Raw genomic sequence first — 21,990 nt, 5'->3', positions numbered from 1 at the left:
GGGGCTATAGCTCAGCTGGGAGAGCGCTTGCATGGCATGCAAGAGGTCAGCGGTTCGATCCCGCTTAGCTCCACCAAATTTACTCCCGATAAATTTGGCGTATACGTAAAAGCACTATGGGGCTATAGCTCAGCTGGGAGAGCGCTTGCATGGCATGCAAGAGGTCAGCGGTTCGATCCCGCTTAGCTCCACCAACATTCAAACCCCCGTTGAAAAGCGGGGGTTTTTGCTTTTTGTCACAAAATTCATGGCGTCTGATCTGCTCTTCAGGTGCGTTTGTTTGCCGCTGCTTTGCGGTCAATATGAGCTTTTGTTAGATTGCTTCATAATGCGAATATACTTATTATTCATGCGCCTTATATAATGATGTGAGCATTAAAGCAATGCTGGATAAGTGTAACGTATTAAAAAATATAAAAATATTTTTACTGGCTTTCTGCCTGACTGTTCCGGCTGTTCTGCTATCCCGTCTCATTTCTCCCCGCGCCACAATTGATTCCAGCTATATCTTTCTGGCCTGGCTACCGCTCTGCGTCATGTTTTCCGTGCTGTTCTTATTTGGCCGCCGTGGCGTCGCGCCGATGGTAGGCGGAATGATGTTGACTAATGAATGGAATTTTCATTTACCTCTGCCACAGGCGATGGTGCTGCTATTTTGCCAGACGTTTCCCGTGTTGCTGGTTTGCGCTATCGTACGCTGGCAGCTGGGCGCGCGCTGGCGCTACGGAATACCCAACCAAGGCATCTGGCTACGCGTTTTCTGGTTAGGGTTAATGACGCCGTTTGGCATAAAAATCAGTATGCATCTGGCGGGGCACTACCTGGCTTTCCCGGTGACAATCTCTACCTTCTTTGGCACCGGCACCGCTATTTTCTCGATTGTTGATTTATTGAGTCTGATTTCTGCCGCGCTTATTTTTACCCTCTTTTTCTATTATCCGCTGCGGATGATAGTCAGCCCGCACTATACTCGTATTTTCTGGCGGAGGGATGTCGCTCCTTATCTCGCCAAAGAAAAACGCCTGTTTACGCTTCTCTGGTTTGCCACTCTGGCGACGCTATTAGCGGTGCTGTGTACGCCTTTCGAGACAAAGTATATTGCTGGCTATCTGGTGCCAGTTCTGTTCATTGGATTTACCCTCGGCGTGGGGAAAATCAGTTATCCGCTGTTGAATTTTAGTTGGGCTCTCACTGCGCTATTCCTGCTTAGCTATAACCGCAATTTTCTGCAGGGCGTGGGCTCAGAATATTCGCTGGCATTTATCCTTTCAGTTCTCATTTCTTTTAGTATTTGTTTGTTGTACATGGCGCGGATTAATCAGCGTAGCGAATGGTTGAATCGACAGTGGCACTCGCAGGCATTAACCGATCCGTTGACGAAACTGCCTAACCTGCGTGCGCTGGAGCAGTTTCTTTTACAGGATGCCGGGCAAAGCGTGTGTTATTTACGCATGGAAAACCTGGAATTTCTGAGCCGTCATTACGGTATGCAGATGCGCGTGCATTGCGAACGCGAGGTGTTTCGCGTGTTGCAGCCGCTGCTGCAGGAAAAGGAGAAAATTTTCCATCTGCCGGGCAGTGAATTATTGCTGGTACTGACGGGACCGGAGACGGAAGCCCGCCTGCAATACATGCTCAATGTGCTTAATAACCGCAAAATTTACTGGAACAATACCGGTCTGGACATGGAATACGGCGCATCGTGGGGAACATTCGATGGTCGCCAGGAAACCTTGCAACCGCTGTTGGGGCAATTAAGCTGGCTGGCGGAGCAATCCTGCTCGCACCGTCGGGTGCTAGCACTGACCCAGAGTATTGAAGCCGCTTCCGGGCAGACGACGGAACGGGTGCTGCGGTTGCAGAAAATCCGTCAGGCGCTGGAGCGTGGCGCGCTTGTTTTGTATGCGCAACCCATTCGCGACGCGCAGGGAAAAGGGTATGACGAGATTCTGACGCGGCTTCGGTGCGACGACGGTATCATGATGCCCAATCAGTTCATTCCGCTTATCGCCCAGTTTAACCTGAGCGTACGGTTTGATATGCAGGTGATGGAAGCGCTCCTGCAATGGTTGTCCGCGCATCCTTCGGCGGAGCAGGGGGCGCGTTTCTCGGTTAACTTGATGCCGCTGACGCTGCTGCAAAAAGAGACGGCGTCGCGCATTATGCAGCTTTTTAAACGCTATGGCGTCCCGCCTGCTTCGGTCATCATCGAAATTACTGAAGAACAGGCCTTCTCTCATTCCGAAATCAGTATGCACAATATCAACCAGTTGCGTAAGTTTGGCCTAAAAATCGCCATTGATGATTTCGGCACCGGCTATGCAAACTATGAACGGCTAAAACGCCTCAAGGCGGACATCATTAAAATCGACGGCTGTTTCGTAAAAGATATTCTGACGGACTCCCTGGATGCGATGATCGTGAAATCCATCACTGACTTAGCGAAAGCGAAATCGTTGAGCGTCGTGGCTGAGTTTGTTGAAACGCCTGCGCAGCGCGATCTGCTATTGCAGCTTGGCGTACATAGTTTGCAGGGATATCTGATTGGCCGCCCGCGCCCGTTAGGCAAATAAGCGGCATAAAAAAACCGGGGATAGCTCCCCGGTTTCTACATTAAACGCAGACTTACAGTACCAGCGCCGCGATAGAGGCGGACAGTACGCTCACCAGAGTAGAACCGTAAACCAGTTTCAGACCAAAACGGGAAACCACGTTGCCTTGCTCTTCGTTCAGGCCTTTAATCGCGCCCGCAATAATACCGATGGAAGAGAAGTTCGCGAAGGACACCAGGAAGACGGAGATAATGCCTTCAGCGCGTGGAGAGAGGGTAGAGGCGATTTTCTGCAGATCCATCATCGCCACGAATTCGTTGGAAACCAGTTTGGTCGCCATGATACTTCCTACCTGCAGCGCTTCACTGGACGGTACGCCCATTACCCATGCGACCGGGTAGAAGATGTAACCCAGAATGCCCTGGAAGGAGATGCTGTAACCGAACCAACCGGTAACCGTTGCGAACAGCGCGTTCAGCGCCGCGATCAGCGCGATGAAGCCGATCAGCATCGCCGCGACGATAATCGCCACTTTAAAACCTGCCAGAATGTACTCGCCCAGCATTTCGAAGAAACTTTGGCCTTCATGCAGGTTCGACATCTGAATATTTTCTTCGCTGGCATCAACGGTATAGGGGTTGATCAGCGACAGTACGATAAAGGTGCTGAACATGTTCAGAACCAGCGCTGCGACCACATATTTAGGGTCCAGCATGGTCATATACGCGCCCACGATAGACATGGAAACGGTCGACATCGCCGTTGCAGCCATGGTGTACATGCGGTTACGGGACATTTTGCCGAGGATATCTTTATAAGCGATAAAGTTCTCAGACTGGCCGAGGATCAGCGAGCTGACGGCGTTAAAAGATTCCAGTTTGCCCATACCGTTTACTTTGGACAGCAGGAAACCAATAGCGCGGATGACCACTGGCAGAACACGGATATGCTGGAGAATACCGATCAACGCGGAAATAAAGACGATCGGGCACAATACTTTCAGGAAGAAGAACGCCAAACCTTGATCGTTCATACTGCCAAAGACGAAGTTTGTCCCTTCGTTGGCAAATCCGAGCAGTTTTTCAAACATCTCGGAGAAACCTTTTACGAAGCCAAGGCCAACATCCGAGTTCAGGAAGAACCAGGCCAGTAATACTTCGATAACAAGTAACTGAATGACGTAACGAATGCGAATTTTTTTACGGTCGCTGCTAACCAGCAGTGCGAGTACCGCAACAACGGCAAGCGCCAGGACAAAATGAAGGACGCGGTCCATATTTGCTCCAAATATGAGGCAGGTTTAATTTTCGTGCACATTCTATGCAACAGCCGTAAAGAAAACGAGATCCAACACACACTATAATAAGGACCTGTGACGAGATTCAAAATTAGTGATCTGTAATACACTTTTACTGTACTGAATATGAAAATGAAAAGTTATATCAGTGTGCTAATCTTGTAATGTTAAGCCAAACTGTTCTGATACAGGTCGTCATCGTATCGGTCTATCGTTTCACACTATCAAAGTAATCACCCGTACCCATTGAAATGCACTTGATAATCATTATCAATAAACATAGCATGAAACATAGCAAAGGCTATGTTTTTGAGGCAAAAGATGACTGACAATCGCGTAGAGAATAGCAGCGGACGGGCGGCGCGCAAGCTAAGGCTCGCATTAATGGGACCTGCGTTCATTGCCGCGATTGGTTATATCGATCCCGGTAACTTCGCGACCAATATTCAGGCCGGCGCCAGCTTTGGCTACCAGCTACTCTGGGTGGTGGTCTGGGCGAACCTGATGGCGATGCTGATTCAAATCCTCTCGGCAAAACTCGGAATCGCCACGGGCAAGAACCTGGCGGAACAAATTCGCGACCATTATCCGCGCCCGGTAGTCTGGTTTTACTGGGTACAGGCGGAAATCATCGCGATGGCCACCGATTTAGCTGAATTTATCGGCGCGGCAATAGGTTTTAAGCTGATCCTGGGCGTCTCTTTATTACAGGGCGCGGTATTGACCGGTATCGCGACGTTTCTGATTTTAATGTTACAGCGCCGCGGTCAAAAACCGCTTGAAAAAGTCATCGGCGGTTTACTGCTTTTTGTCGCCGCTGCTTACATTGTGGAGCTGTTTTTCTCTCAGCCTGATATGGCGCAGCTCGGCAAAGGAATGGTCATCCCGGCGCTACCGAACCCGGAAGCCGTATTCTTAGCCGCCGGCGTGCTTGGCGCGACGATTATGCCGCACGTGATTTATCTGCACTCGTCATTAACACAGCATCTGCACGGCGGAACGCGGCAACAACGGTACTCAGCAACGAAATGGGATGTCGCTATTGCCATGACGATTGCCGGTTTTGTCAATCTGGCAATGATGGCGACCGCCGCGGCGGCGTTTCATTTTAGCGGCCACACCGGCATCGCCGACCTCGATCAGGCATACCTGACGCTGGAACCGTTACTAAGCCATGCGGCGGCAACGGTGTTTGGTCTTAGTTTGGTAGCGGCAGGGCTTTCCTCCACTGTGGTAGGGACTCTGGCGGGGCAGGTGGTGATGCAAGGGTTTGTCCGTTTTCACATTCCGCTGTGGGTACGGCGCACCATTACCATGCTGCCCTCATTTATTGTGATTTTGATGGGGCTGGACCCTACCCGAATTCTGGTGATGAGTCAGGTGCTGCTGAGTTTTGGTATTGCGCTGGCGCTGGTGCCGCTCCTGATTTTCACCAGTAACGCTACGCTAATGGGCGAGCTGGTGAACACGCGGCGGGTAAAACAGATTGGCTGGATAATTGTCGTGCTGGTCGTCGCCCTGAATATCTGGTTGCTGGTTGGAACGGTAATGGGATTGTCATAAAGACAGAAAGATAGCAGGCCCGATGCGTGGGCGTCATCGGGCTGTTATTCAGCAGAAGGCTTAGTGATGATGTTTGTGACCCCGGCCTCGCCCGCGATGATCGTCGCGATCGCGCCAGCCTTCCCGATAACCGCGTTCATACGCTTTACGCTTATCCCAGCCGCGATGATAGCCGTTGTCATGGCGCCACCAGCGATTTTTACGCCATTCATAATGGTTGTGCCAGTAATCACGGTCGCGCCAGCGACCACCGTCCCAGTAGTTACCGTAATCATCGCGATCGCCAATCTGTAATTTTATTGAGGGCAACAGGGTGATTTCGCCCGCATTCGCGGCAAGCGGTGTAAAAGCCAGCAAGGCTGCCGCCAGAATCAGTGACCTGAACATACTTTCTCTCCTTCACGATCGAGCCGTCGCCGGCCTGTTAATGCAATATTACAAAGCAGTAAAGATTTGTTTCATCGCCTTAACTCTTAAATCATGAAGGAGAGCATTTTTTGCTAAAACCGGCCCTCCAGAATAGCGTCAATTTCTGCACATTCCGCCGCCGAAAAACGGCGATTGGCCAGCATTCCTACGGCGTCTTCGATTTGCGACGGTTTGCTGGCGCCAATCAGTACCGAGGTAACGTTATCGTTACGCAGCACCCAGGCGAGCGCCATCTGAGACAATTTTTGGCCCCGTCGCGCAGCCAGTTCATTCAACTGGCGAACTTTTTCCAGTTTGTCGGCGGTAATCTGTTCTGGTTTAAGGAAACGGCTTCCGCTCGCCGCGCGGGAATCTTCCGGAATACCATTCAAATAACGGTCAGTGAGCTGCCCGCCCGCCAGCGGCGAGAAGGCAATACTGCCGACGCCTTTTTCCTGCAACAGCGCCAGCAGCCCGTCCTCTACCCAACGCTCAAAAAGCGAATATTTAGGCTGATGAATCAGGCAAGGCGTGCCGAGATCCTCCAGAATATCGATAGCTTGTCTGGCCAGATCGGCAGGATAGTTAGAGATCCCCACGTACAACGCTTTGCCCTGGCGCACAAGGTGATCTAACGCTTTCATCGTCTCTTTAAGCGGCGTTTCGGGATCGGGACGATGGTGATAAAAGATATCGACATACTCCAGCCCCATACGTTTCAGGCTTTGATCGAGGCTGGCGATAAGGTATTTCCGTGAACCCCAGTCGCCATAAGGGCCATCCCACATGGTGTAGCCCGCTTTGGTGGAGATGATCAACTCATCGCGCCACGGTAAAAAATCTTCCTGCAGAATGCGGCCAAAATTGCATTCTGCGGAGCCCGGCGGCGGCCCATAATTATTGGCGAGATCAAAGTGGGTAATGCCCAGATCGAACGCGCGTTGCAGCAGCGCCCGGCTATTTTCTACCCGTGTCGCATCGCCGAAGTTGTGCCATAACCCCAGCGAAATAGCGGGAAGTTTGACGCCGCTGCGTCCGCAGCGACGATACTCCATTGTATGATAACGATTCTCATCGGGCTGATAAATCATAACCTTTCCCCCTGTGGCGTGAATAAATAGTGTATACGGTTACACTCGCCAGGCGGTATCCGGCTTTTACTGTTTGCCGCTGTAAACATTGTTTTCCAGGCTTTCATCCCCGTCGTGCTGGACAGCCATTGGCATTCCTTAATACTCAACATAATGTCAACGTCAGAAGGAAAGCTGTCATGCAAAACCCCTATACCGTGGCCGACTATTTGCTGGACAGACTGGCAGGATGCGGCATTGGCCATCTTTTTGGCGTACCGGGCGATTATAACTTGCAGTTTCTTGACCATGTGATTGACCACCCGACCTTGCGTTGGGTGGGATGCGCCAATGAGCTGAACGCCGCTTATGCCGCGGACGGTTATGCACGCATGTCGGGCGCTGGAGCGCTACTCACCACCTTTGGCGTGGGAGAACTTAGCGCTATTAACGGTATCGCGGGCAGTTACGCGGAATATGTCCCGGTCTTGCATATCGTCGGCGCGCCCTGTAGCGCTGCGCAGCAGCGTGGCGAATTGATGCACCATACCCTCGGTGACGGCGATTTTCGTCATTTTTATCGCATGAGTCAGGCGATATCTGTTGCCAGCGCAATATTGGATGAACAGAACGCCTGTTTCGAGATTGACCGTGTAGTGGGTGAAATGCTTGCCGCACGCAGGCCAGGATACATCATGTTGCCCGCCGACGTGGCGAAAAAAACGGCCATCCCGCCTACGCAGGCGCTGGCGTTGCCCGTGCATGAAGCGCAAAGCGGCGTGGAGACGGCTTTTCGTTACCACGCCCGTCAGTGCCTGATGAACAGTCGGCGCATTGCGCTATTGGCCGACTTTCTTGCTGGGCGTTTTGGTTTACGACCACTGTTGCAGCGCTGGATGGCGGAAACGCCCATCGCTCATGCGACACTACTGATGGGGAAGGGGCTTTTTGATGAGCAGCACCCGAACTTCGTTGGCACCTATAGCGCAGGCGCCAGCAGCAAAGAAGTGCGTCAGGCCATAGAGGACGCCGATAGGGTTATCTGCGTCGGCACCCGTTTTGTCGATACCCTTACGGCCGGATTTACTCAACAATTGCCGGCGGAACGCACGCTGGAGATTCAGCCTTACGCGTCGCGCATCGGCGAAACCTGGTTCAACCTCCCGATGGCGCAGGCGGTGTCTACGCTGCGCGAACTGTGCCTTGAATGCGCTTTTGCGCCGCCGCCGACGCGTTCCGCCGGACAGCCAGTGCGGATTGATAAGGGAGAACTGAGCCAGGAAAGCTTCTGGCAAACCTTACAGCAGTATCTCAAACCCGGCGATATTATCCTTGTCGACCAGGGGACTGCAGCTTTTGGCGCTGCCGCGCTGTCGCTTCCTGACGGCGCGGAAGTTGTGGTACAGCCGCTGTGGGGATCTATCGGCTATTCCTTACCCGCCGCGTTTGGCGCGCAAACCGCCTGCCCCGATCGGCGGGTGATTCTGATTATTGGCGATGGCGCGGCGCAGCTCACGATTCAGGAGATGGGCTCGATGTTACGCGACGGGCAGGCGCCGGTCATCCTGCTGCTCAACAATGACGGCTATACCGTAGAGCGCGCCATTCACGGCGCGGCCCAGCGGTATAACGACATCGCGAGCTGGAACTGGACGCAGATACCATCGGCGCTAAATGCGGCGCAACAGGCGGAGTGCTGGCGTGTGACGCAGGCTATCCAACTGGCGGAGGTCCTCGAACGTCTGGTGCGCCCACAACGTCTGTCATTTATTGAAGTGATGTTGCCAAAAGCCGATCTGCCGGAATTACTGCGTACCGTGACCCGGGCGCTGGAAGCTCGCAACGGGGGATAATGGCCCCCGCTGCGCCGGATTAGGGTTCGTGACGATTGGCGGCCAGCAACGGTTTTCCCGCCAGCAATAGCCAGGCGGGGAGCATCACAATGCAGAGCAGCGGCAGCAGATTGGTATCCGGTACGACGACTGCCGCCATAAACAGACTGAGCCAGCCGTCACGTGTCACTACCAGCACTAAGCCAAGAATCGCGCAGGAGACGGTAATCGCCGCGGGTACGGCCTCAACATGGGCATGGAGCATGAGCCCCAGCGCCGCGCCGATAAACACAGCCGGAAAAATGCGCCCGCCGCGAAAGCCGCTCGCCGCCGCGATGACCAGCGCGGCGAGTTTGACGACGGCTAAGGTAAAATAATCTCCCGCGCCCAACGTCTGGCTAAACGCCATTTGTTGCATTTCGTCCAGGCCTTTAAACAGGGTAAGCGGCCCGCCAATGACGCCCAGAATACCCAGTATAAAACCGCCAATGCCGAGAATCAGGACCGGATTTTTCAGTCGGTGCAGCAACTCATGCAGACGCGGAAGGCACCAGACGGCGACCATCCCGGCGGCAATGGCGATCGCCGCGACGATCGCTCCGCTGGCAATGTCCACCAGCCGCATCTGCGTGTAATGGGCGATGGGTAACGAAAAATGCGGATGAAAGAACAGGCTGGTGGTGAGTGACCCCGCCGCTGCCGCCATTAACGGCGCAAACAGGCGATCCCACATGGGAATATCGTTAGAGCCGCTAAGGGGTTGCGAAAAAATCAGCGCCGCAGCGACGGGCGTGCCGAACAGCGCGCCGATGGTGCCCGCTGAGGCCAGAATCGTCCAGTCTAACGCCGTGATACGCGGAAACAGGCGGGAGCCGAAAGCCGCCGCCAGCGCGATATTTATTGTCATTATCGGATGCTCTGGCCCCAAACTTACCCCACCAGCAAGGCCGATGATTAAGGCGAGAAGCAGCCCGGGCAGCGCAGATGGCGAGACCGGCATACTGATTAACGGTTCGATGGCCGGATCGGGGCCAGCGTGTCCGGGACTGTAACGGATAATCAAACCCACCACGATCCCGGTTAGCGTGAGCATACCCACTATCCAGAACGGCGAATCATAAGCGATGCCGATGCTGGCGGGCAGTCGTTGCCAAAGAAATTGCTGAAAAACCGACGCGACTTTCATCGAGGCGATTAAAACCAGGCTTGACGCTACGCCAATAATCAGTGCGGGGAGCGACAGCAGTAGCATCGTTCGGGCACGCGGGTGGAACATAATCTCTTCCTTACACGGGGTCGTATACCTATTTTGCACAGCCTGCCCGACGGCATTGCTGCAATTGGTGCTGAAACAAGAAAGTAATTCTGTGATGAAGATCTATATTTATAGGCAGTCAGCCTGATGGCCGTTGTTGTTATGCCCCCATGAATTTACAGTGTGACAAAGACTTATTTTGACTTTAGCGGAGCAGTAGAAGAATGACAAAGTATGCTTTAGTAGGAGATGTAGGCGGCACGAATGCGCGTCTTGCCCTGTGTGATATCGCCAGTGGAGAAATCTCGCAGGCCAAAACGTATTCCGGCCTGGATTATCCCAGTCTTGAGGCCGTGGTGCGCGTTTATCTCGATGAGCATAGCGTCAGCGTGGAAGATGGTTGTATCGCCATAGCCTGCCCGATTACCGGTGACTGGGTAGCGATGACTAACCATACCTGGGCTTTTTCTATTGCGGAAATGAAAAAAAATCTCGGCTTTAGCCATCTGGAAATCATCAACGATTTCACCGCCGTGTCGATGGCGATCCCGATGCTGAAAAAAGAGCATTTAATTCAGTTCGGCGGCGGCGAACCGGTAGACGGCAAACCTATTGCGGTGTATGGCGCGGGAACTGGCTTGGGCGTGGCGCATCTGGTGCATGTGGATAAGCGTTGGATTAGCCTTGCGGGCGAAGGCGGGCATGTCGATTTTGCGCCTAATAGCGAAGAAGAAGCTATGATTCTGGAAATATTGCGCGCCGAAATTGGCCATGTTTCCGCCGAGCGCGTGCTGTCTGGCCCGGGGCTGGTGAATCTTTACCGGGCGATTGTTAAGTCCGACAACCGTCTGCCGGAAAATCTGCGCCCGAAAGATATTACCGAACGCGCCCTGGCGGATAGCTGTATCGATTGTCGCCGCGCGTTGTCGCTCTTTTGCGTCATCATGGGGCGATTTGGCGGCGATCTGGCGTTAACCATGGGAACATTTGGCGGCGTTTATATCGCTGGCGGTATTGTCCCGCGCTTCCTGGAATTTTTTAAAGCGTCCGGCTTCCGTGGTGGCTTTGAAGATAAAGGCCGCTTTAAAGATTATGTACACGGTATTCCGGTCTATCTGATTGTCCATGATAACCCTGGCTTGTTAGGTTCCGGCGCGCATCTGCGCCAGACATTAGGTCATATTCTATAAGCCAGATGGTGGCATAAACGCCTTATCCGGCCTACAAAAGTGTGTCATCTGTAGGCCGGATAAGCGCAGCGTCATCAGGCAATTAATCATTCTCTTGCCAGTCTCAAACCGCGTGCCTCACGCGGTTTTTTTTCGCCTGTTACCGGCCATGCCGACACGCGTCACATTTCTGCTTAGCAGAATTACTTGTCCAGTAAAAGCATTATTCATCTGGTAACAAGCGTAGGCTTCTCACCGTCATAATTTCCCTCGTTAACTATTACGAGGAAAACGTTATGACTAAAAAACTGATTGCCGTTTGTGCGTGTCCGATGGGCCTGGCTCACACCTTTATGGCGGCGCAGGCGCTGGAAGAGGCGGCGGTAGAAGCAGGATACGAAGTCAAAATCGAAACCCAGGGCGCTGATGGTATTCAAAACCGTCTCACGGCGCAGGACATTGCCGAAGCGACGTTAATTATCCATTCCGTAGCAGTAACGCCGGAGGATAACGAGCGTTTTGAATCACGCGATGTATACGAGATCACGCTTCAGGATGCCATTAAAAATGCTGCGGGCATTATCAAAGAAATTGAAGAGATGATTGCCGCCGAACAACCGTAATTCTCGACAGGGATACAGATATGGCCATTAAAAAACGCAGTGCGACTGTTGTACCCGGCGCATCCGGCGCGGCAGCGGCAGTCAAGAAACCGCAGGCCTCTGGTAATAGCTTCTGGGGCGAACTACCGCAGCATGTGATGTCCGGAATTTCACGCATGGTGCCGACGTTAATTATGGGCGGGGTGATCCTCGCTTTCTCGCAGTTGATTGCCTATAGCTGGCTGGACATTCCCGCCGATACCGGCATCATGGACGCGTTGAACAGCGGAAAATTCGCTGGTTTTAATCTCTCCTTGTTGAAGTTCGCCTGGTTATCGCAATCTTTCGGCGGCGTGTTATTTGGTTTCGCCATCCCGATGTTCGCTGCCTTTGTGGCGAACTCCATCGGCGGCAAACTGGCGTTTCCGGCTGGTTTTATCGGCGGTTTGATGTCCACTCAGCCAACGCAGGTGCTGAATTTTGATCCGGCCAGCCTGCATTGGGTGACCACCGCGCCAGTCCCGTCAACCTTTATCGGCGCGCTGATTATTTCTATCGTCGCGGGATATCTGGTGAAGTGGATGAACCAAAAAATCCAGTTGCCTGACTTTCTGCTGGCCTTTAAGACCACCTTTTTACTGCCGATTCTCTCCGCCATTTTTGTGATGCTGGCGATGTACTACGTGATTACGCCCTTTGGCGGCTGGATTAATGGCGGAATTCGCACGTTGCTCACCGCGGCGGGTGAAAAGGGGGCATTAATGTACGCGATGGGAATCGCCGCCGCGACTGCCATCGACCTCGGCGGTCCCATTAACAAAGCCGCAGGATTTGTTGCCTTTAGTTTTACCACTGACCATGTGTTGCCGGTGACGGCGCGTTCCATCGCGATTGTCATCCCGCCGATTGGTCTGGGGCTGGCGACGCTGCTCGACCGTCGTCTGACCGGTAAACGTCTGTTCAACGCGCAGCTTTATCCGCAGGGTAAGACGGCGATGTTCCTGGCGTTTATGGGGATCAGCGAAGGGGCGATTCCCTTTGCGCTGGAAAGCCCGATCACCGCCATCCCGTCTTACATGGTCGGCGCCATCGTGGGGTCGACGTTCGCCGTCTGGCTGGGCGCGGTGCAGTGGTTCCCGGAGTCGGCAATCTGGGCGTGGCCGCTGGTAAGCCATCTCGGCGTCTATATCGCGGGTATTTTACTGGGCGCGGTGATAACGGCGCTGATGGTGATCTTCTTGCGCCATATGATGTACCGCCGGGGTAAATTGCTGATTGAAAGCCTGTGAAATAAGGACCGATAACATGACGCGACTGACATCGCTTCGCCAATGGCTCACCGAGCGCCAATTAGATGCGGTACTGATCTCCTCGCGCCCGAACAAGCAGCCGCATCTGGGCATTTCCAGCAGCTCAGGATTTGTCCTGATCAGCCGCCAACATGCGCATATTTTGGTTGATGCCCGTTATTACGCCGATGTGAAAGCGCGCGCGAACGGATATTGCACACATCTGCTTGGCGGGCAACAGACGCTGGTGTCGCTGGCGAATCAGATTATCGCTGCGGAAAATCTGCAAACGGTTGGCTTTGAAGGCGCGCAGGTCAGTTGGGAGACGGCGCGTCGCTGGCAGACGGAACTGCAGGCCACCATGATCAGCGTCTCCATTGACGCGCTGCGGCAGGTTAAAACGGCGGTGGAAATCGACCGTATTCGTGAAGCATGTCGCATTGCTGATGCGGGTGCGGAACACATTCGCCGCTTTATCGCGCCAGGCCAGAGCGAGCGGGAAATCGCCGCTGAACTGGAGTGGTTTATGCGCCAGCGCGGCGCGGAGAAAGCCTCCTTCGATACTATTGTCGCCAGCGGCTGGCGTGGCGCGCTGCCGCACGGTAAAGCCAGCGATAAAATCGTGGCGGCGGGGGAATGGATAACTCTCGATTTCGGCGCGCTGTATCAGGGATATTGTTCCGATATGACCCGAACTTTTCTGGTGCCCGGCGCGGGCGCGCCGCAGGAGCATCCGCTGTTTCCCGTCTATCACATTGTCCTTGAGGCACAGCTTGCCGCCATTGCGGCTATTCGTCCGGGCGCGCGCTGTCTGACGGTGGATGCCGCCGCGCGCGACGTTATCGACCGGGCGGGATATGGCGAGTTTTTCGCTCATAACACCGGCCATTCTATCGGCATTGAGGTACATGAAGATCCTCGCTTTTCGCCTGATGACCACACAGTACTCGCACCGGGAATGCTACTGACCGTGGAGCCGGGCATTTATCTGCCGGAGCAGGGCGGGGTACGCATTGAAGATGTTGTACTGGTCACGCCGGAAGGCGCGGAAGTGCTCTATTCCATGCCGAAAACCGTATTACTGACAGGAGCCGCATGATGGATTTATCGCTACTGAAAGCGCTGTGCGAGGCGGATGCGATCGCCGCGTCAGAACAGGAGGTTCGCCAGATCTTACTCGACGAAGCGGATCGCCTGCATAAAGAGGTGCGCTTCGATGGCTTAGGATCGGTATTGATCCGACTTAATGCCTCGGATGGCCCGAAAGTCATGATCTGCGCGCACATGGATGAAGTGGGATTTATGGTGCGCAGTATTTCCGGCGAGGGGGCGATTGATGTGCTGCCGGTGGGCAATGTGCGAATGGCGGCGCGTCAGCTCCAGCCGGTCCGCATCACCACGCGGGAGGAATGTAAAATTCCCGGCCTGCTTGATGGCGAGCGCAGCGGCAACGAGGTGAGCGGACTGCGGGTCGATATTGGCGCGCGTTCTTATGACGAGGTGATACAGGCGGGGATTCGTCCCGGCGATCGTGTGACTTTTGATAGCGCGTTTCAGGTGTTGCCGCATCAGCGGGTGATGGGTAAAGCCTTTGATGATCGGCTCGGTTGCTATCTGCTGATAGCGTTGCTGCGTGAATGGCACGATGCGGAATTACCGGCGGAAATCTGGCTGGCGGCCAGTTCCAGCGAAGAGGTGGGATTACGCGGCGGTCAAACGGCGGCCCGCGCCGTTGCGCCGGATTTAGCCATCGTACTGGATACCGCCTGCTGGGCGAAAAATTTTGATTATGGCGCGGCGAATCATCGGCAAATCGGTCTGGGACCGATGCTGGTGCTGAGCGATAAATCGCTGATTGCGCCGCCAAAACTAACCGCCTGGGTTGAGAGCATCGCAGCGCAAGCGGAAATACCGCTACAGTTGGATATGTTCAGCAACGGCGGAACGGATGGCGGGGCGGTGCATCTGAGCGGAACGGGCATCCCGACGGTGGTGCTTGGTCCGGCAACCCGCCACGGACATTGTGCCGCCTCAATTGCCGATTGTCGCGACATTCTGCAGACACAGCAGTTGCTGTCGGCGCTGATGACCGGTTTTACGCGTGATACTGTGGCTCGCCTGACGGATTTCAGGTACTGATTTCGCGCTAAAGGAGTAGTTATGTTAACGATAGAGTTTCTCTGCCCGCTGCCTAACGGTATTCATGCGCGTCCCGCGTGGGAGCTGAAAGAACAGTGCAGCCAGTGGCAAAGTGATATTACTTTTATTAATCATCGTCAGAATACGCGGGCGGACGCGAAAAGTTCGCTGGCGCTTATCGGCACCAGTACGCTGTTCAATGATAGCTGCGTTCTGAATATTAGCGGGCGTGATGAAGAACAGGCTAAACGATCGCTGGAGGCCTGGCTTGCGCACCATTTTATCGACAGCGATAGCGTTCAGCCAGGGCCAGCCGAACTGGCGGCGCATCCGCTGCCGCGATCGCTGCTTCGCCTGAATCCGGATTTGCTGTACGGCGATGTGCTGGCAAGCGGCGTGGGCGAGGGGATTCTGACGCTGTGGCAGAGCGATAATCTGGAGGGCTACCGTACTATTCCCGCGAGCGCTGAAGATCTTACCCGCCTTGAAAATAGCCTGGCGACGTTGGCGGAACAGCTTAATCAACAGCTTCGCGAGCGTGACGGCGAGAGTAAAACTATTTTAAGCGCTCATCTGTCGCTGATTCAGGATGATGAGTTTGTGGGGAACATTCGTCGCTTAATGGTTGAACGCCATCTGGCGCTGGGAGCGGCGATTATTGCCAATATGGAACAGGTTTGTCGCCAGCTTTCAGCCTCGGCAAGTGATTATCTGCGCGAGCGGGTGAGCGATATTCGCGATATCACCGAGCAGTTGTTGCACATTACCTGGCCTGAAAAACAGCCGCGTAATGCGCTGGTGCTAACGCGTCCTACCCTTCTGGTGGCGGAAGACTTAACGCCCAGCCAGTTTTTAAGCCTCGATTTACAGTATCTGTCCGGTATGATCCTCGAAAAGACCGGGCGGACGTCACATACTTTGATTCTGGCGCGCGCTTCCGCGATCCCGGTGCTTAGCGGGCTCTCTGCCGAGGCCATTGGTCGTTATGCTACCCGGCCTGCGGTGCTGGACGCGCAGTGCGGCGTACTAGCGATTAGTCCGGATACCTCGGTGCGCGGCTATTATGCCGTGGCGCAGAAGCTGGCGGATAAACGACAACAGCGGCAGGCGCGCGATGCGGCATTGCTTGCCTGTACGCAGGACAACCAGCGTATCGATATTGCGGCGAATATTGGCACCGCGCTGGAGGCACCTGGCGCGTTCTCCAACGGCGCGGAAGGCATTGGCCTGTTTCGTACCGAAATGCTGTTTATGGATCGCGACAGCGCGCCGGATGAGCAGGAGCAGTTTGAAGCCTACCAACAGGTTTTGCTGGCGGCGGGCGAAAAGCCGGTGATTTTCCGCACCATGGATATTGGCGGCGATAAACATATCCGCTATCTCAATATTCCGCAGGAAGAGAACCCTTTTCTTGGCTACCGTGCGGTGCGCATCTACCCTGAGTTTGCCGGACTTTTTCGCACCCAGCTTCGCGCAATTTTGCGGGCTGCTGTTTTCGGTCATGCGCAGTTGATGATTCCGATGGTGCATAGTCTTGACCAGATTTTATGGGTAAAAAGTGAGCTGAAAAAGGCGGTTGCGGAGCTGCATGGGGAAAGGCTGCGTCACGCGCAGGATATTCCGTTGGGGATTATGGTTGAGGTGCCGTCGGTCTGTTACATCATCGATCATTTCTGCGATGAGGTGGATTTCTTTAGCATCGGTTCGAACGATATGACGCAATATCTGTACGCGGTCGATCGCAATAATCCGCGCGTCTCGCCGCTGTATAACCCGATTACGCCATCGTTTTTACGCATGTTGCGGCAGATTATCCACACTGCCCATGAGCGAGGTAAATGGGTCGGCATTTGCGGCGAACTGGGCGGAGAAAGCCGCTATTTACCGCTACTTTTGGGACTGGGGCTGGATGAGCTAAGTATGAGCAGTCCACGTATTCCGGCGGTAAAAAGTCAGCTACGTCATCTGGATAGTCAGGCGTGTCGGGCGCTGGCAAGTCAGGCTTGTGAGTGTCGCAGCGCCCAGGAGATAGAAGCTCTGCTGAATCAGTTCGCGCCAGAAAAAGAGGTACGACCGCTGTTGGCGCTGGAAAATATCTTTGTCGGCGAGCCGCTCAGTAATAAGGAACAGGTTATCCAGTTTCTGTGCGGTAATCTTGGCGTTAACGGGCGTACCGAACATCCGTTCGAACTGGAAGAGGACGTCTGGCAGCGTGAGGAGATTGTGACCACCGCCGTCGGTTTTGGCGTGGCGATCCCCCATACCAAATCGCAATGGATTCGCCACTCGTCGATCAGTATTGCGCGTCTCGCACAGCCCGTAGACTGGCAGTCGGAGATGGGTGACGTAGAGTTGGTGATTATGCTGACGCTTGGGGCGGATGAAGGGATAAATCATGTGAAGGTTTTTTCACAGCTCGCCCGTAAGCTGGTAAATAAAAACTTCCGTCAGTCGCTGTTTGCCGCCAATGATGCCGACAGTATTCTGGCGTTGCTGAAGGCGGAGTTAACGTTTTAGCATGGGATAACCGCCTGATGGCGCTGCGCTTATCAGGCCTACGTCCGTGAGTGATGGTAGGCCAGATAAGGCGTTTACGCCGCCATCGGGCGAGCGGTTTGTTACTGAAACCGCGCGCTGTAATCCCCTGGCGTCAGGCCAAACTGACGTCGGAACAGACGGCAAAAATAATCGCTATCCTGATACCCGCAACGCAGCGCGACTTCGTTAATCGGCAAGTGGTATTTCTGCAACATAATACGCGCTTTCGCCATTCGCACCCAGCGAACATACTCCACAAAACTCATGGTGCCATGCTGAGTAAATAGCCTGGACAGATGGTTGGCGGTGATATTAAAGAACTGTGCAACGCTTTCTCTGTTTAACGGCTGGGCGTAGTTATCCTGTACCCAGTTACAGATACTGTGATAGAGAAATTCAGTGCGTGGACGGCAGATATCGGGGGGCGTATTCACCACGTTCCGGCACAAATGCAGGAGGCTAAGCACCAGCGGCTGAATAATATTTTGTTCCTGAGGTGAACGGCTTAAATGGGTAAGCGCGGTCAGCATTGCTTCGCCTTCGCCACGTTGCAAATGTGGCAATTCGATACGGCGCGTCGGACGTAAAAGCGATGCTGTACGGTTTTCGTAAAACAATAAACCCAGCCAGGAGGGCGCGAATACCAGACTAAGCAGCATCACTGGTTTATCGCTAACCGCCAGGTTCGCCGCACGGGCAGGGATAAACAACATTTCGCCTTCCGTCAGCCGACGCTGCGTTTTTTCCAGTTGATTACCGTATTCTCCGCGCAAGACGATATCCAGCCGGGGGAGGTCGATACATAAGCTGCCGGAGGGTAGGGAGGGGGGCTGGCTGGCAAACCATACGCGTCCTAATCGGTGTGGATTCAGCACCAGGCCGCTAAACAGATCGGCAAAAAATTGTTGGTCTGCCGGTAAGTCTGTTTTTTTCATTGCCTTTCCTGTGCATGAATGCTTCAACTGTCTGAATTATTTCACTTTACTCTTGCTGAGCGAAAGGTCAAACACCAGCGCGTTGAGTCATCATGTCATGGCGGTTAGTCAGGCGAAAACAGGGATTTATTTTACTATACGTATCCGGTTCGCTGCCTTATTTACGGTTTCATCGCGGCATCTTGCCGGAAAGGATCCTCATTTTCGGGGAAATGTCCCTGAAAAATACCGCAATATGACATGATTGAATACCATTATCGTTAGTAAGGGTTTTGATTAAAGAGGAAAAACCACAAAATCAAAAGGGGATTATTTGAGATAAGGTTTATTGACAGGAAATTATCGTCGGCTGTACCGCGTTAGGTAAATTCAAAGATATCAATTTGTTAACAATATGGTTTGTTTGATGCTATAACTGACACGCTTAAAAAGTAATTTTTTACGCTTGTTCCTCTTTTTTCATCGCTAAAAAATATTTTCATTAGCCTCTCGACAGGAAGAAAATTTTCAGGCTATTTTCTAAAGGAGCCACCATCGTGGCAGCGTCGCTCGGACGGTCCGGGCGCTAACGTTAATCTGAGGATATTATGGCTGACTTCCGCCCTGAACGTCGCTTTACGCGTATCGATCGCCTTCCGCCCTATGTTTTTAACATCACCGCTGAACTCAAAATGGCTGCGCGTCGGCGCGGCGAAGATATTATTGATTTCAGCATGGGTAATCCTGATGGCGCAACCCCTCCCCACATTGTCGAAAAACTTTGCACCGTCGCGCAGCGTCCGGATACGCACGGTTATTCCACGTCTCGCGGCATACCGCGCTTACGCCGCGCGATTTCTCACTGGTATCAGGAACGTTATGATGTCGATATCGATCCGGAAACCGAAGCGATTGTGACCATCGGTTCCAAAGAGGGACTGGCGCATTTAATGCTGGCGACGCTGGATCATGGTGATACGGTTCTGGTGCCGAACCCCAGTTACCCGATTCATATCTATGGCGCCGTTATCGCCGGGGCGCAGGTGCGTTCGGTTCCATTGGTAGAGGGGGTGGATTTCTTCAACGAGCTGGAGCGCGCTATTCGCGAAAGTTATCCGAAACCGAAAATGATGATTTTGGGTTTTCCGTCTAACCCTACGGCCCAGTGCGTCGAACTGGAATTTTTTGAAAAAGTGGTCGCTCTGGCTAAACGTTATGATGTGCTGGTAGTGCACGATCTGGCGTATGCCGATATCGTGTACGACGGCTGGAAAGCGCCATCCATTATGCAGGTGCCTGGCGCGCGCGATGTGGCGGTCGAATTTTTCACACTGTCGAAAAGCTATAATATGGCGGGCTGGCGTATTGGGTTTATGGTGGGCAATAAAACCCTGGTCAGCGCGCTGGCGCGCATTAAAAGTTATCACGATTATGGCACCTTTACCCCGCTTCAGGTGGCGGCTATCGCCGCTCTGGAAGGCGATCAGCAGTGCGTGCGCGATATCGCCGAGCAGTATAAACGTCGTCGCGATGTGCTGGTGAAGGGGCTGCATGAGGCGGGCTGGATGGTTGAAATGCCGAAAGCCTCAATGTACGTCTGGGCGAAAATCCCGGAGCAATATGCGGCGATGGGGTCGCTTGAGTTTGCCAAGAAGCTGCTGAATGAGGCGAAGGTTTGCGTTTCTCCAGGGATAGGCTTTGGTGATTATGGCGACACCCATGTACGCTTTGCATTAATAGAGAATCGCGACCGCATTCGCCAGGCCGTCAGAGGGATTAAAGCGATGTTCCGCGCTGATGGCGTGCTGCCGTCACATCCAAAACCCGTTGAAGCGAGCACGGAGTAGAAAAGCAAACAGGAGCCCCATGGCTCCTGTTTTTTGTCTATGGAAAACCCCCAGCTAGGCTGCTGAGGGATCCCCACAAACTCAGCGCTAATAAATCAGCACCATATTTCGATAGGTTCTGGCGAGGTGGTTAAGAACGGTGCTCAGCACCGTTCGCCTTAAAATTAGCGGAGAGTGTCGTAAGATATTCTCCGCTAACGTCAGATATGAGATAACCCGCCGGGATTTTATACTGTTGGCCTGGTATCGCAGATGTAATCCTTTATTTTCAGCATGATAACCAATAAGCCACAGAACTATTGTGCTCAGTGTTGCCAGCAGGCTCAGTACAAGAAGGCGTCCTGCTGAACGGCTGTAGCTGGCACGCAAACCGAACCCAAAACGCTCACTTTTTTCATCCCGGAAGTTTTGCTCTATCTGCATACGGCGACTGTATAATTTCATGATTTCCCGTGGCTTAAAGTCACCTGCACTACTGAATATAAGCCAGGGTTCTTTTGCCGCTTTGCGGGCATCCCGGACCTGCGATTTACGATGAATTCGACACCGGGAATGTTTGTGCTTACGCCCACGAGTTTGTTTTTTGTGAAGATAAAAGTGTCCGTCACAGCGTGCATATTCTGCCCGTCCCAGAGTACCAGACCCGAGATGTACCGGTCGTGTGCCTGCCTTAATGAGTGGATGTTTTTCAGCTTTGATATCAGTGATATCGTGCCAGCATTCACCTGTTTTTTGTAACCTGAACTTCACTTTACCCCGGACGCGACCAATGAAATCCCAGCCCAGCGATTTTATATGATTGAACCATGCATTCTGGAAGCCAGCATCAGTGACGATAAGTACTCTGGACTTCGGGTTTACCGCTTCGGCAAGCGCATCAAGAAACGCTTTTTGGATCTTTGCGTTCTGCTGTTTTTCTGAGGGAACGATCCAGCTCAATAACGGGAGCGAACGCCCGTCGCAAATCAGACTGGCGCGAAGGACGTGATACTCCTGAGACGGGTAGCCACTCCAGTCAACAGCAATGACGTACAGGGATAACTGGCGTGTCAGCATCGAAATAATATTATTAAAAATCAAAGGAATATCACGATGAAGTGATTCATTGCCGAGCAGACGATCAACGCGTTTGATTTTATTTTTGACCTGAGCAGTTCCGGGTAAATAACGACCGATACTGGTCAGCGTCAGCGATGCGCCATTAATTAGTGCAACAGTGGCATCCAGCAGGGCATTTTGTCGGTATTTGTGAAACGGAGCTAAGGCATCCTGGAAGAAATTCTGACATACTTGATAAGCAGGCATAGAGGAGATCTCATTGAATTGGTTGCACAATCAGTAGATCACAAAACTCTATGCCTGTCTTTTTTCACCCGCCCATTACTGGGGATTCCTCAGAGCTAGGCTGGGGGTTCCGGAAAGCTTTCAGCTTTAAGTCAGTTATTAAAACCCCTTTTGATTTGTTAAAACATCTTGCGGTCTGGCAACTGCAAAAGTTCAACAAGAAATCAAAAG

17 protein-coding genes, 2 tRNA genes and 1 pseudogene are annotated in these 21,990 nt (G+C 53.1%); 14 read left to right on the top strand and 6 right to left on the bottom strand.

What is annotated here, in order from left to right; all coding sequences use genetic code 11:
* The 3 genes from NAZ64_RS22070 to NAZ64_RS22060 all read left to right on the top strand — a co-directional run bounded on the left by NAZ64_RS22070 (window position 1) and on the right by NAZ64_RS22060 (window position 2,573).
* Window positions 1–76 (top strand) — tRNA-Ala (locus NAZ64_RS22070).
* A gap of 42 nt (window positions 77–118) precedes the next feature.
* Window positions 119–194: transfer RNA gene (locus NAZ64_RS22065), tRNA-Ala, on the top strand.
* Window positions 195–383: 189 nt separating this feature from the next.
* A complete protein-coding gene (locus NAZ64_RS22060) occupies window positions 384–2,573 on the top strand; it encodes an EAL domain-containing protein (protein ID WP_220569910.1) in 2,190 nt (729 codons plus the stop codon).
* Between the two features lie 52 nt (window positions 2,574–2,625).
* Here the strand turns inward: NAZ64_RS22060 and nupC are convergent, their stop codons facing one another.
* Window positions 2,626–3,828 carry a nucleoside permease NupC gene (gene nupC / locus NAZ64_RS22055; RefSeq protein WP_000376343.1) on the bottom strand — a complete coding sequence of 401 codons (1,203 nt, stop codon included), beginning with the start codon at window positions 3,826–3,828 and terminating at the stop codon, window positions 2,626–2,628.
* A gap of 272 nt (window positions 3,829–4,100) precedes the next feature.
* Here nupC and NAZ64_RS22050 point away from each other — a divergent pair, with 272 nt between their 5' ends.
* Both NAZ64_RS22050 and NAZ64_RS22045 read left to right on the top strand, forming a co-directional pair.
* Window positions 4,101–4,178, top strand: coding sequence for a hypothetical protein (locus NAZ64_RS22050; RefSeq protein ID WP_418144572.1), 78 nt, complete (start codon window positions 4,101–4,103; stop codon window positions 4,176–4,178).
* Window positions 4,171–5,412: an Nramp family divalent metal transporter gene (locus NAZ64_RS22045; RefSeq protein WP_000131734.1), complete on the top strand. Its 1,242-nt coding sequence runs from the start codon at window positions 4,171–4,173 to the stop codon at window positions 5,410–5,412. The genes NAZ64_RS22050 and NAZ64_RS22045 overlap by 8 nt, the downstream gene beginning before the upstream one ends.
* A 60-nt stretch (window positions 5,413–5,472) precedes the next feature.
* On the opposite strand, the gene ypeC is transcribed toward NAZ64_RS22045, so the two are convergent.
* Together ypeC and mgrA are read right to left on the bottom strand one after the other, a co-directional pair.
* A complete protein-coding gene (gene ypeC / locus NAZ64_RS22040) occupies window positions 5,473–5,799 on the bottom strand; it encodes a DUF2502 domain-containing protein YpeC (protein ID WP_000490091.1) in 327 nt (108 codons plus the stop codon).
* Window positions 5,800–5,912: 113 nt separating this feature from the next.
* Entirely contained in the window at window positions 5,913–6,911 is a 999-nt protein-coding gene (mgrA, locus tag NAZ64_RS22035; RefSeq protein ID WP_000640283.1) for an L-glyceraldehyde 3-phosphate reductase, read from the bottom strand.
* A 179-nt stretch (window positions 6,912–7,090) separates the two neighbouring features.
* Here mgrA and NAZ64_RS22030 point away from each other — a divergent pair, with 179 nt between their 5' ends.
* A complete protein-coding gene (locus NAZ64_RS22030) occupies window positions 7,091–8,743 on the top strand; it encodes an alpha-keto acid decarboxylase family protein (protein WP_220569743.1) in 1,653 nt (550 codons plus the stop codon).
* Between the two features lie 19 nt (window positions 8,744–8,762).
* Here NAZ64_RS22030 and NAZ64_RS22025 read toward each other — a convergent pair whose 3' ends face one another.
* Window positions 8,763–9,998 carry an ion channel protein gene (locus tag NAZ64_RS22025; RefSeq protein ID WP_483641033.1) on the bottom strand — a complete coding sequence of 412 codons (1,236 nt, stop codon included), beginning with the start codon at window positions 9,996–9,998 and terminating at the stop codon, window positions 8,763–8,765.
* Window positions 9,999–10,201: 203 nt separating this feature from the next.
* Between NAZ64_RS22025 and glk the strand changes: the two genes are divergently transcribed.
* The 7 genes and pseudogenes from glk to NAZ64_RS21990 all read left to right on the top strand — a co-directional run.
* Window positions 10,202–11,167 carry a glucokinase gene (gene glk, locus NAZ64_RS22020; RefSeq protein WP_023231214.1) on the top strand — a complete coding sequence of 322 codons (966 nt, stop codon included), beginning with the start codon at window positions 10,202–10,204 and terminating at the stop codon, window positions 11,165–11,167.
* Between the two features lie 275 nt (window positions 11,168–11,442).
* On the top strand, window positions 11,443–11,769 hold the full coding sequence (locus NAZ64_RS22015) for a PTS fructose transporter subunit IIB (protein ID WP_000162759.1): 327 nt from the start codon (window positions 11,443–11,445) through the stop codon (window positions 11,767–11,769).
* A 20-nt stretch (window positions 11,770–11,789) separates the two neighbouring features.
* A complete protein-coding gene (locus tag NAZ64_RS22010) occupies window positions 11,790–13,037 on the top strand; it encodes a PTS fructose transporter subunit IIC (RefSeq protein WP_001528423.1) in 1,248 nt (415 codons plus the stop codon).
* 16 nt (window positions 13,038–13,053) lie between these two features.
* Window positions 13,054–14,136, top strand: coding sequence for an aminopeptidase (ypdF, locus tag NAZ64_RS22005; RefSeq protein WP_220569745.1), 1,083 nt, complete (start codon window positions 13,054–13,056; stop codon window positions 14,134–14,136).
* Window positions 14,136–15,176, top strand: coding sequence for an aminopeptidase (ypdE, locus tag NAZ64_RS22000; protein ID WP_063917234.1), 1,041 nt, complete (start codon window positions 14,136–14,138; stop codon window positions 15,174–15,176). Before ypdF ends, ypdE begins: the two co-directional genes overlap by 1 nt.
* A 21-nt stretch (window positions 15,177–15,197) precedes the next feature.
* Window positions 15,198–17,693, top strand: a complete 2,496-nt coding sequence (gene ptsP / locus NAZ64_RS21995; RefSeq protein WP_001528500.1) for a phosphoenolpyruvate--protein phosphotransferase — start codon at window positions 15,198–15,200, stop codon at window positions 17,691–17,693.
* 13 nt (window positions 17,694–17,706) lie between these two features.
* Window positions 17,707–17,787: pseudogene (locus NAZ64_RS21990) on the top strand (hypothetical protein); the annotation flags it as partial.
* A gap of 7 nt (window positions 17,788–17,794) precedes the next feature.
* Here NAZ64_RS21990 and NAZ64_RS21985 read toward each other — a convergent pair.
* Entirely contained in the window at window positions 17,795–18,649 is an 855-nt protein-coding gene (locus NAZ64_RS21985) for an AraC family transcriptional regulator (RefSeq protein WP_001528431.1), read from the bottom strand.
* Window positions 18,650–19,236: 587 nt separating this feature from the next.
* On the opposite strand from NAZ64_RS21985, the gene alaC reads away from it, so the two are divergent.
* Window positions 19,237–20,475, top strand: coding sequence for an alanine transaminase (alaC, locus tag NAZ64_RS21980; RefSeq protein WP_000763118.1), 1,239 nt, complete (start codon window positions 19,237–19,239; stop codon window positions 20,473–20,475).
* An 87-nt stretch (window positions 20,476–20,562) separates the two neighbouring features.
* On the opposite strand, the gene NAZ64_RS21975 is transcribed toward alaC, so the two are convergent.
* Window positions 20,563–21,780: an IS4 family transposase gene (locus tag NAZ64_RS21975; protein WP_220569747.1), complete on the bottom strand. Its 1,218-nt coding sequence runs from the start codon at window positions 21,778–21,780 to the stop codon at window positions 20,563–20,565.
* Window positions 21,781–21,990: the final 210 nt, after the last annotated feature.

Source organism: Salmonella sp. A1325 (assembly GCF_056991255.1).
Note: the sequence above shows the minus strand (reverse complement) of the source record. Positions and strands in the feature narration are given on the sequence as shown.

Excerpts from the sequence above, each read along its gene's own strand:
- NAZ64_RS22010 (WP_001528423.1), top strand. The coding sequence starts at position 11,790 with ATGGCCATTAAAAAACGCAGTGCGACTGTTGTACCCGGCGCATCCGGC.
- NAZ64_RS22025 (WP_483641033.1), bottom strand. The coding sequence starts at position 9,998 with ATGTTCCACCCGCGTGCCCGAACGATGCTACTGCTGTCGCTCCCCGCA.
- NAZ64_RS22030 (WP_220569743.1), top strand. The coding sequence starts at position 7,091 with ATGCAAAACCCCTATACCGTGGCCGACTATTTGCTGGACAGACTGGCA.
- ptsP (WP_001528500.1), top strand. The coding sequence starts at position 15,198 with ATGTTAACGATAGAGTTTCTCTGCCCGCTGCCTAACGGTATTCATGCG.
- glk (WP_023231214.1), top strand. The coding sequence starts at position 10,202 with ATGACAAAGTATGCTTTAGTAGGAGATGTAGGCGGCACGAATGCGCGT.
- NAZ64_RS21975 (WP_220569747.1), bottom strand. The coding sequence starts at position 21,780 with ATGCCTGCTTATCAAGTATGTCAGAATTTCTTCCAGGATGCCTTAGCT.
- ypdF (WP_220569745.1), top strand. The coding sequence starts at position 13,054 with ATGACGCGACTGACATCGCTTCGCCAATGGCTCACCGAGCGCCAATTA.
- NAZ64_RS21985 (WP_001528431.1), bottom strand. The coding sequence starts at position 18,649 with ATGAAAAAAACAGACTTACCGGCAGACCAACAATTTTTTGCCGATCTG.
- ypeC (WP_000490091.1), bottom strand. The coding sequence starts at position 5,799 with ATGTTCAGGTCACTGATTCTGGCGGCAGCCTTGCTGGCTTTTACACCG.
- ypdE (WP_063917234.1), top strand. The coding sequence starts at position 14,136 with ATGGATTTATCGCTACTGAAAGCGCTGTGCGAGGCGGATGCGATCGCC.
- alaC (WP_000763118.1), top strand. The coding sequence starts at position 19,237 with ATGGCTGACTTCCGCCCTGAACGTCGCTTTACGCGTATCGATCGCCTT.
- NAZ64_RS22015 (WP_000162759.1), top strand. The coding sequence starts at position 11,443 with ATGACTAAAAAACTGATTGCCGTTTGTGCGTGTCCGATGGGCCTGGCT.
- NAZ64_RS22045 (WP_000131734.1), top strand. The coding sequence starts at position 4,171 with ATGACTGACAATCGCGTAGAGAATAGCAGCGGACGGGCGGCGCGCAAG.
- NAZ64_RS22060 (WP_220569910.1), top strand. The coding sequence starts at position 384 with ATGCTGGATAAGTGTAACGTATTAAAAAATATAAAAATATTTTTACTG.
- nupC (WP_000376343.1), bottom strand. The coding sequence starts at position 3,828 with ATGGACCGCGTCCTTCATTTTGTCCTGGCGCTTGCCGTTGTTGCGGTA.
- NAZ64_RS22050 (WP_418144572.1), top strand. The coding sequence starts at position 4,101 with ATGCACTTGATAATCATTATCAATAAACATAGCATGAAACATAGCAAA.
- mgrA (WP_000640283.1), bottom strand. The coding sequence starts at position 6,911 with ATGATTTATCAGCCCGATGAGAATCGTTATCATACAATGGAGTATCGT.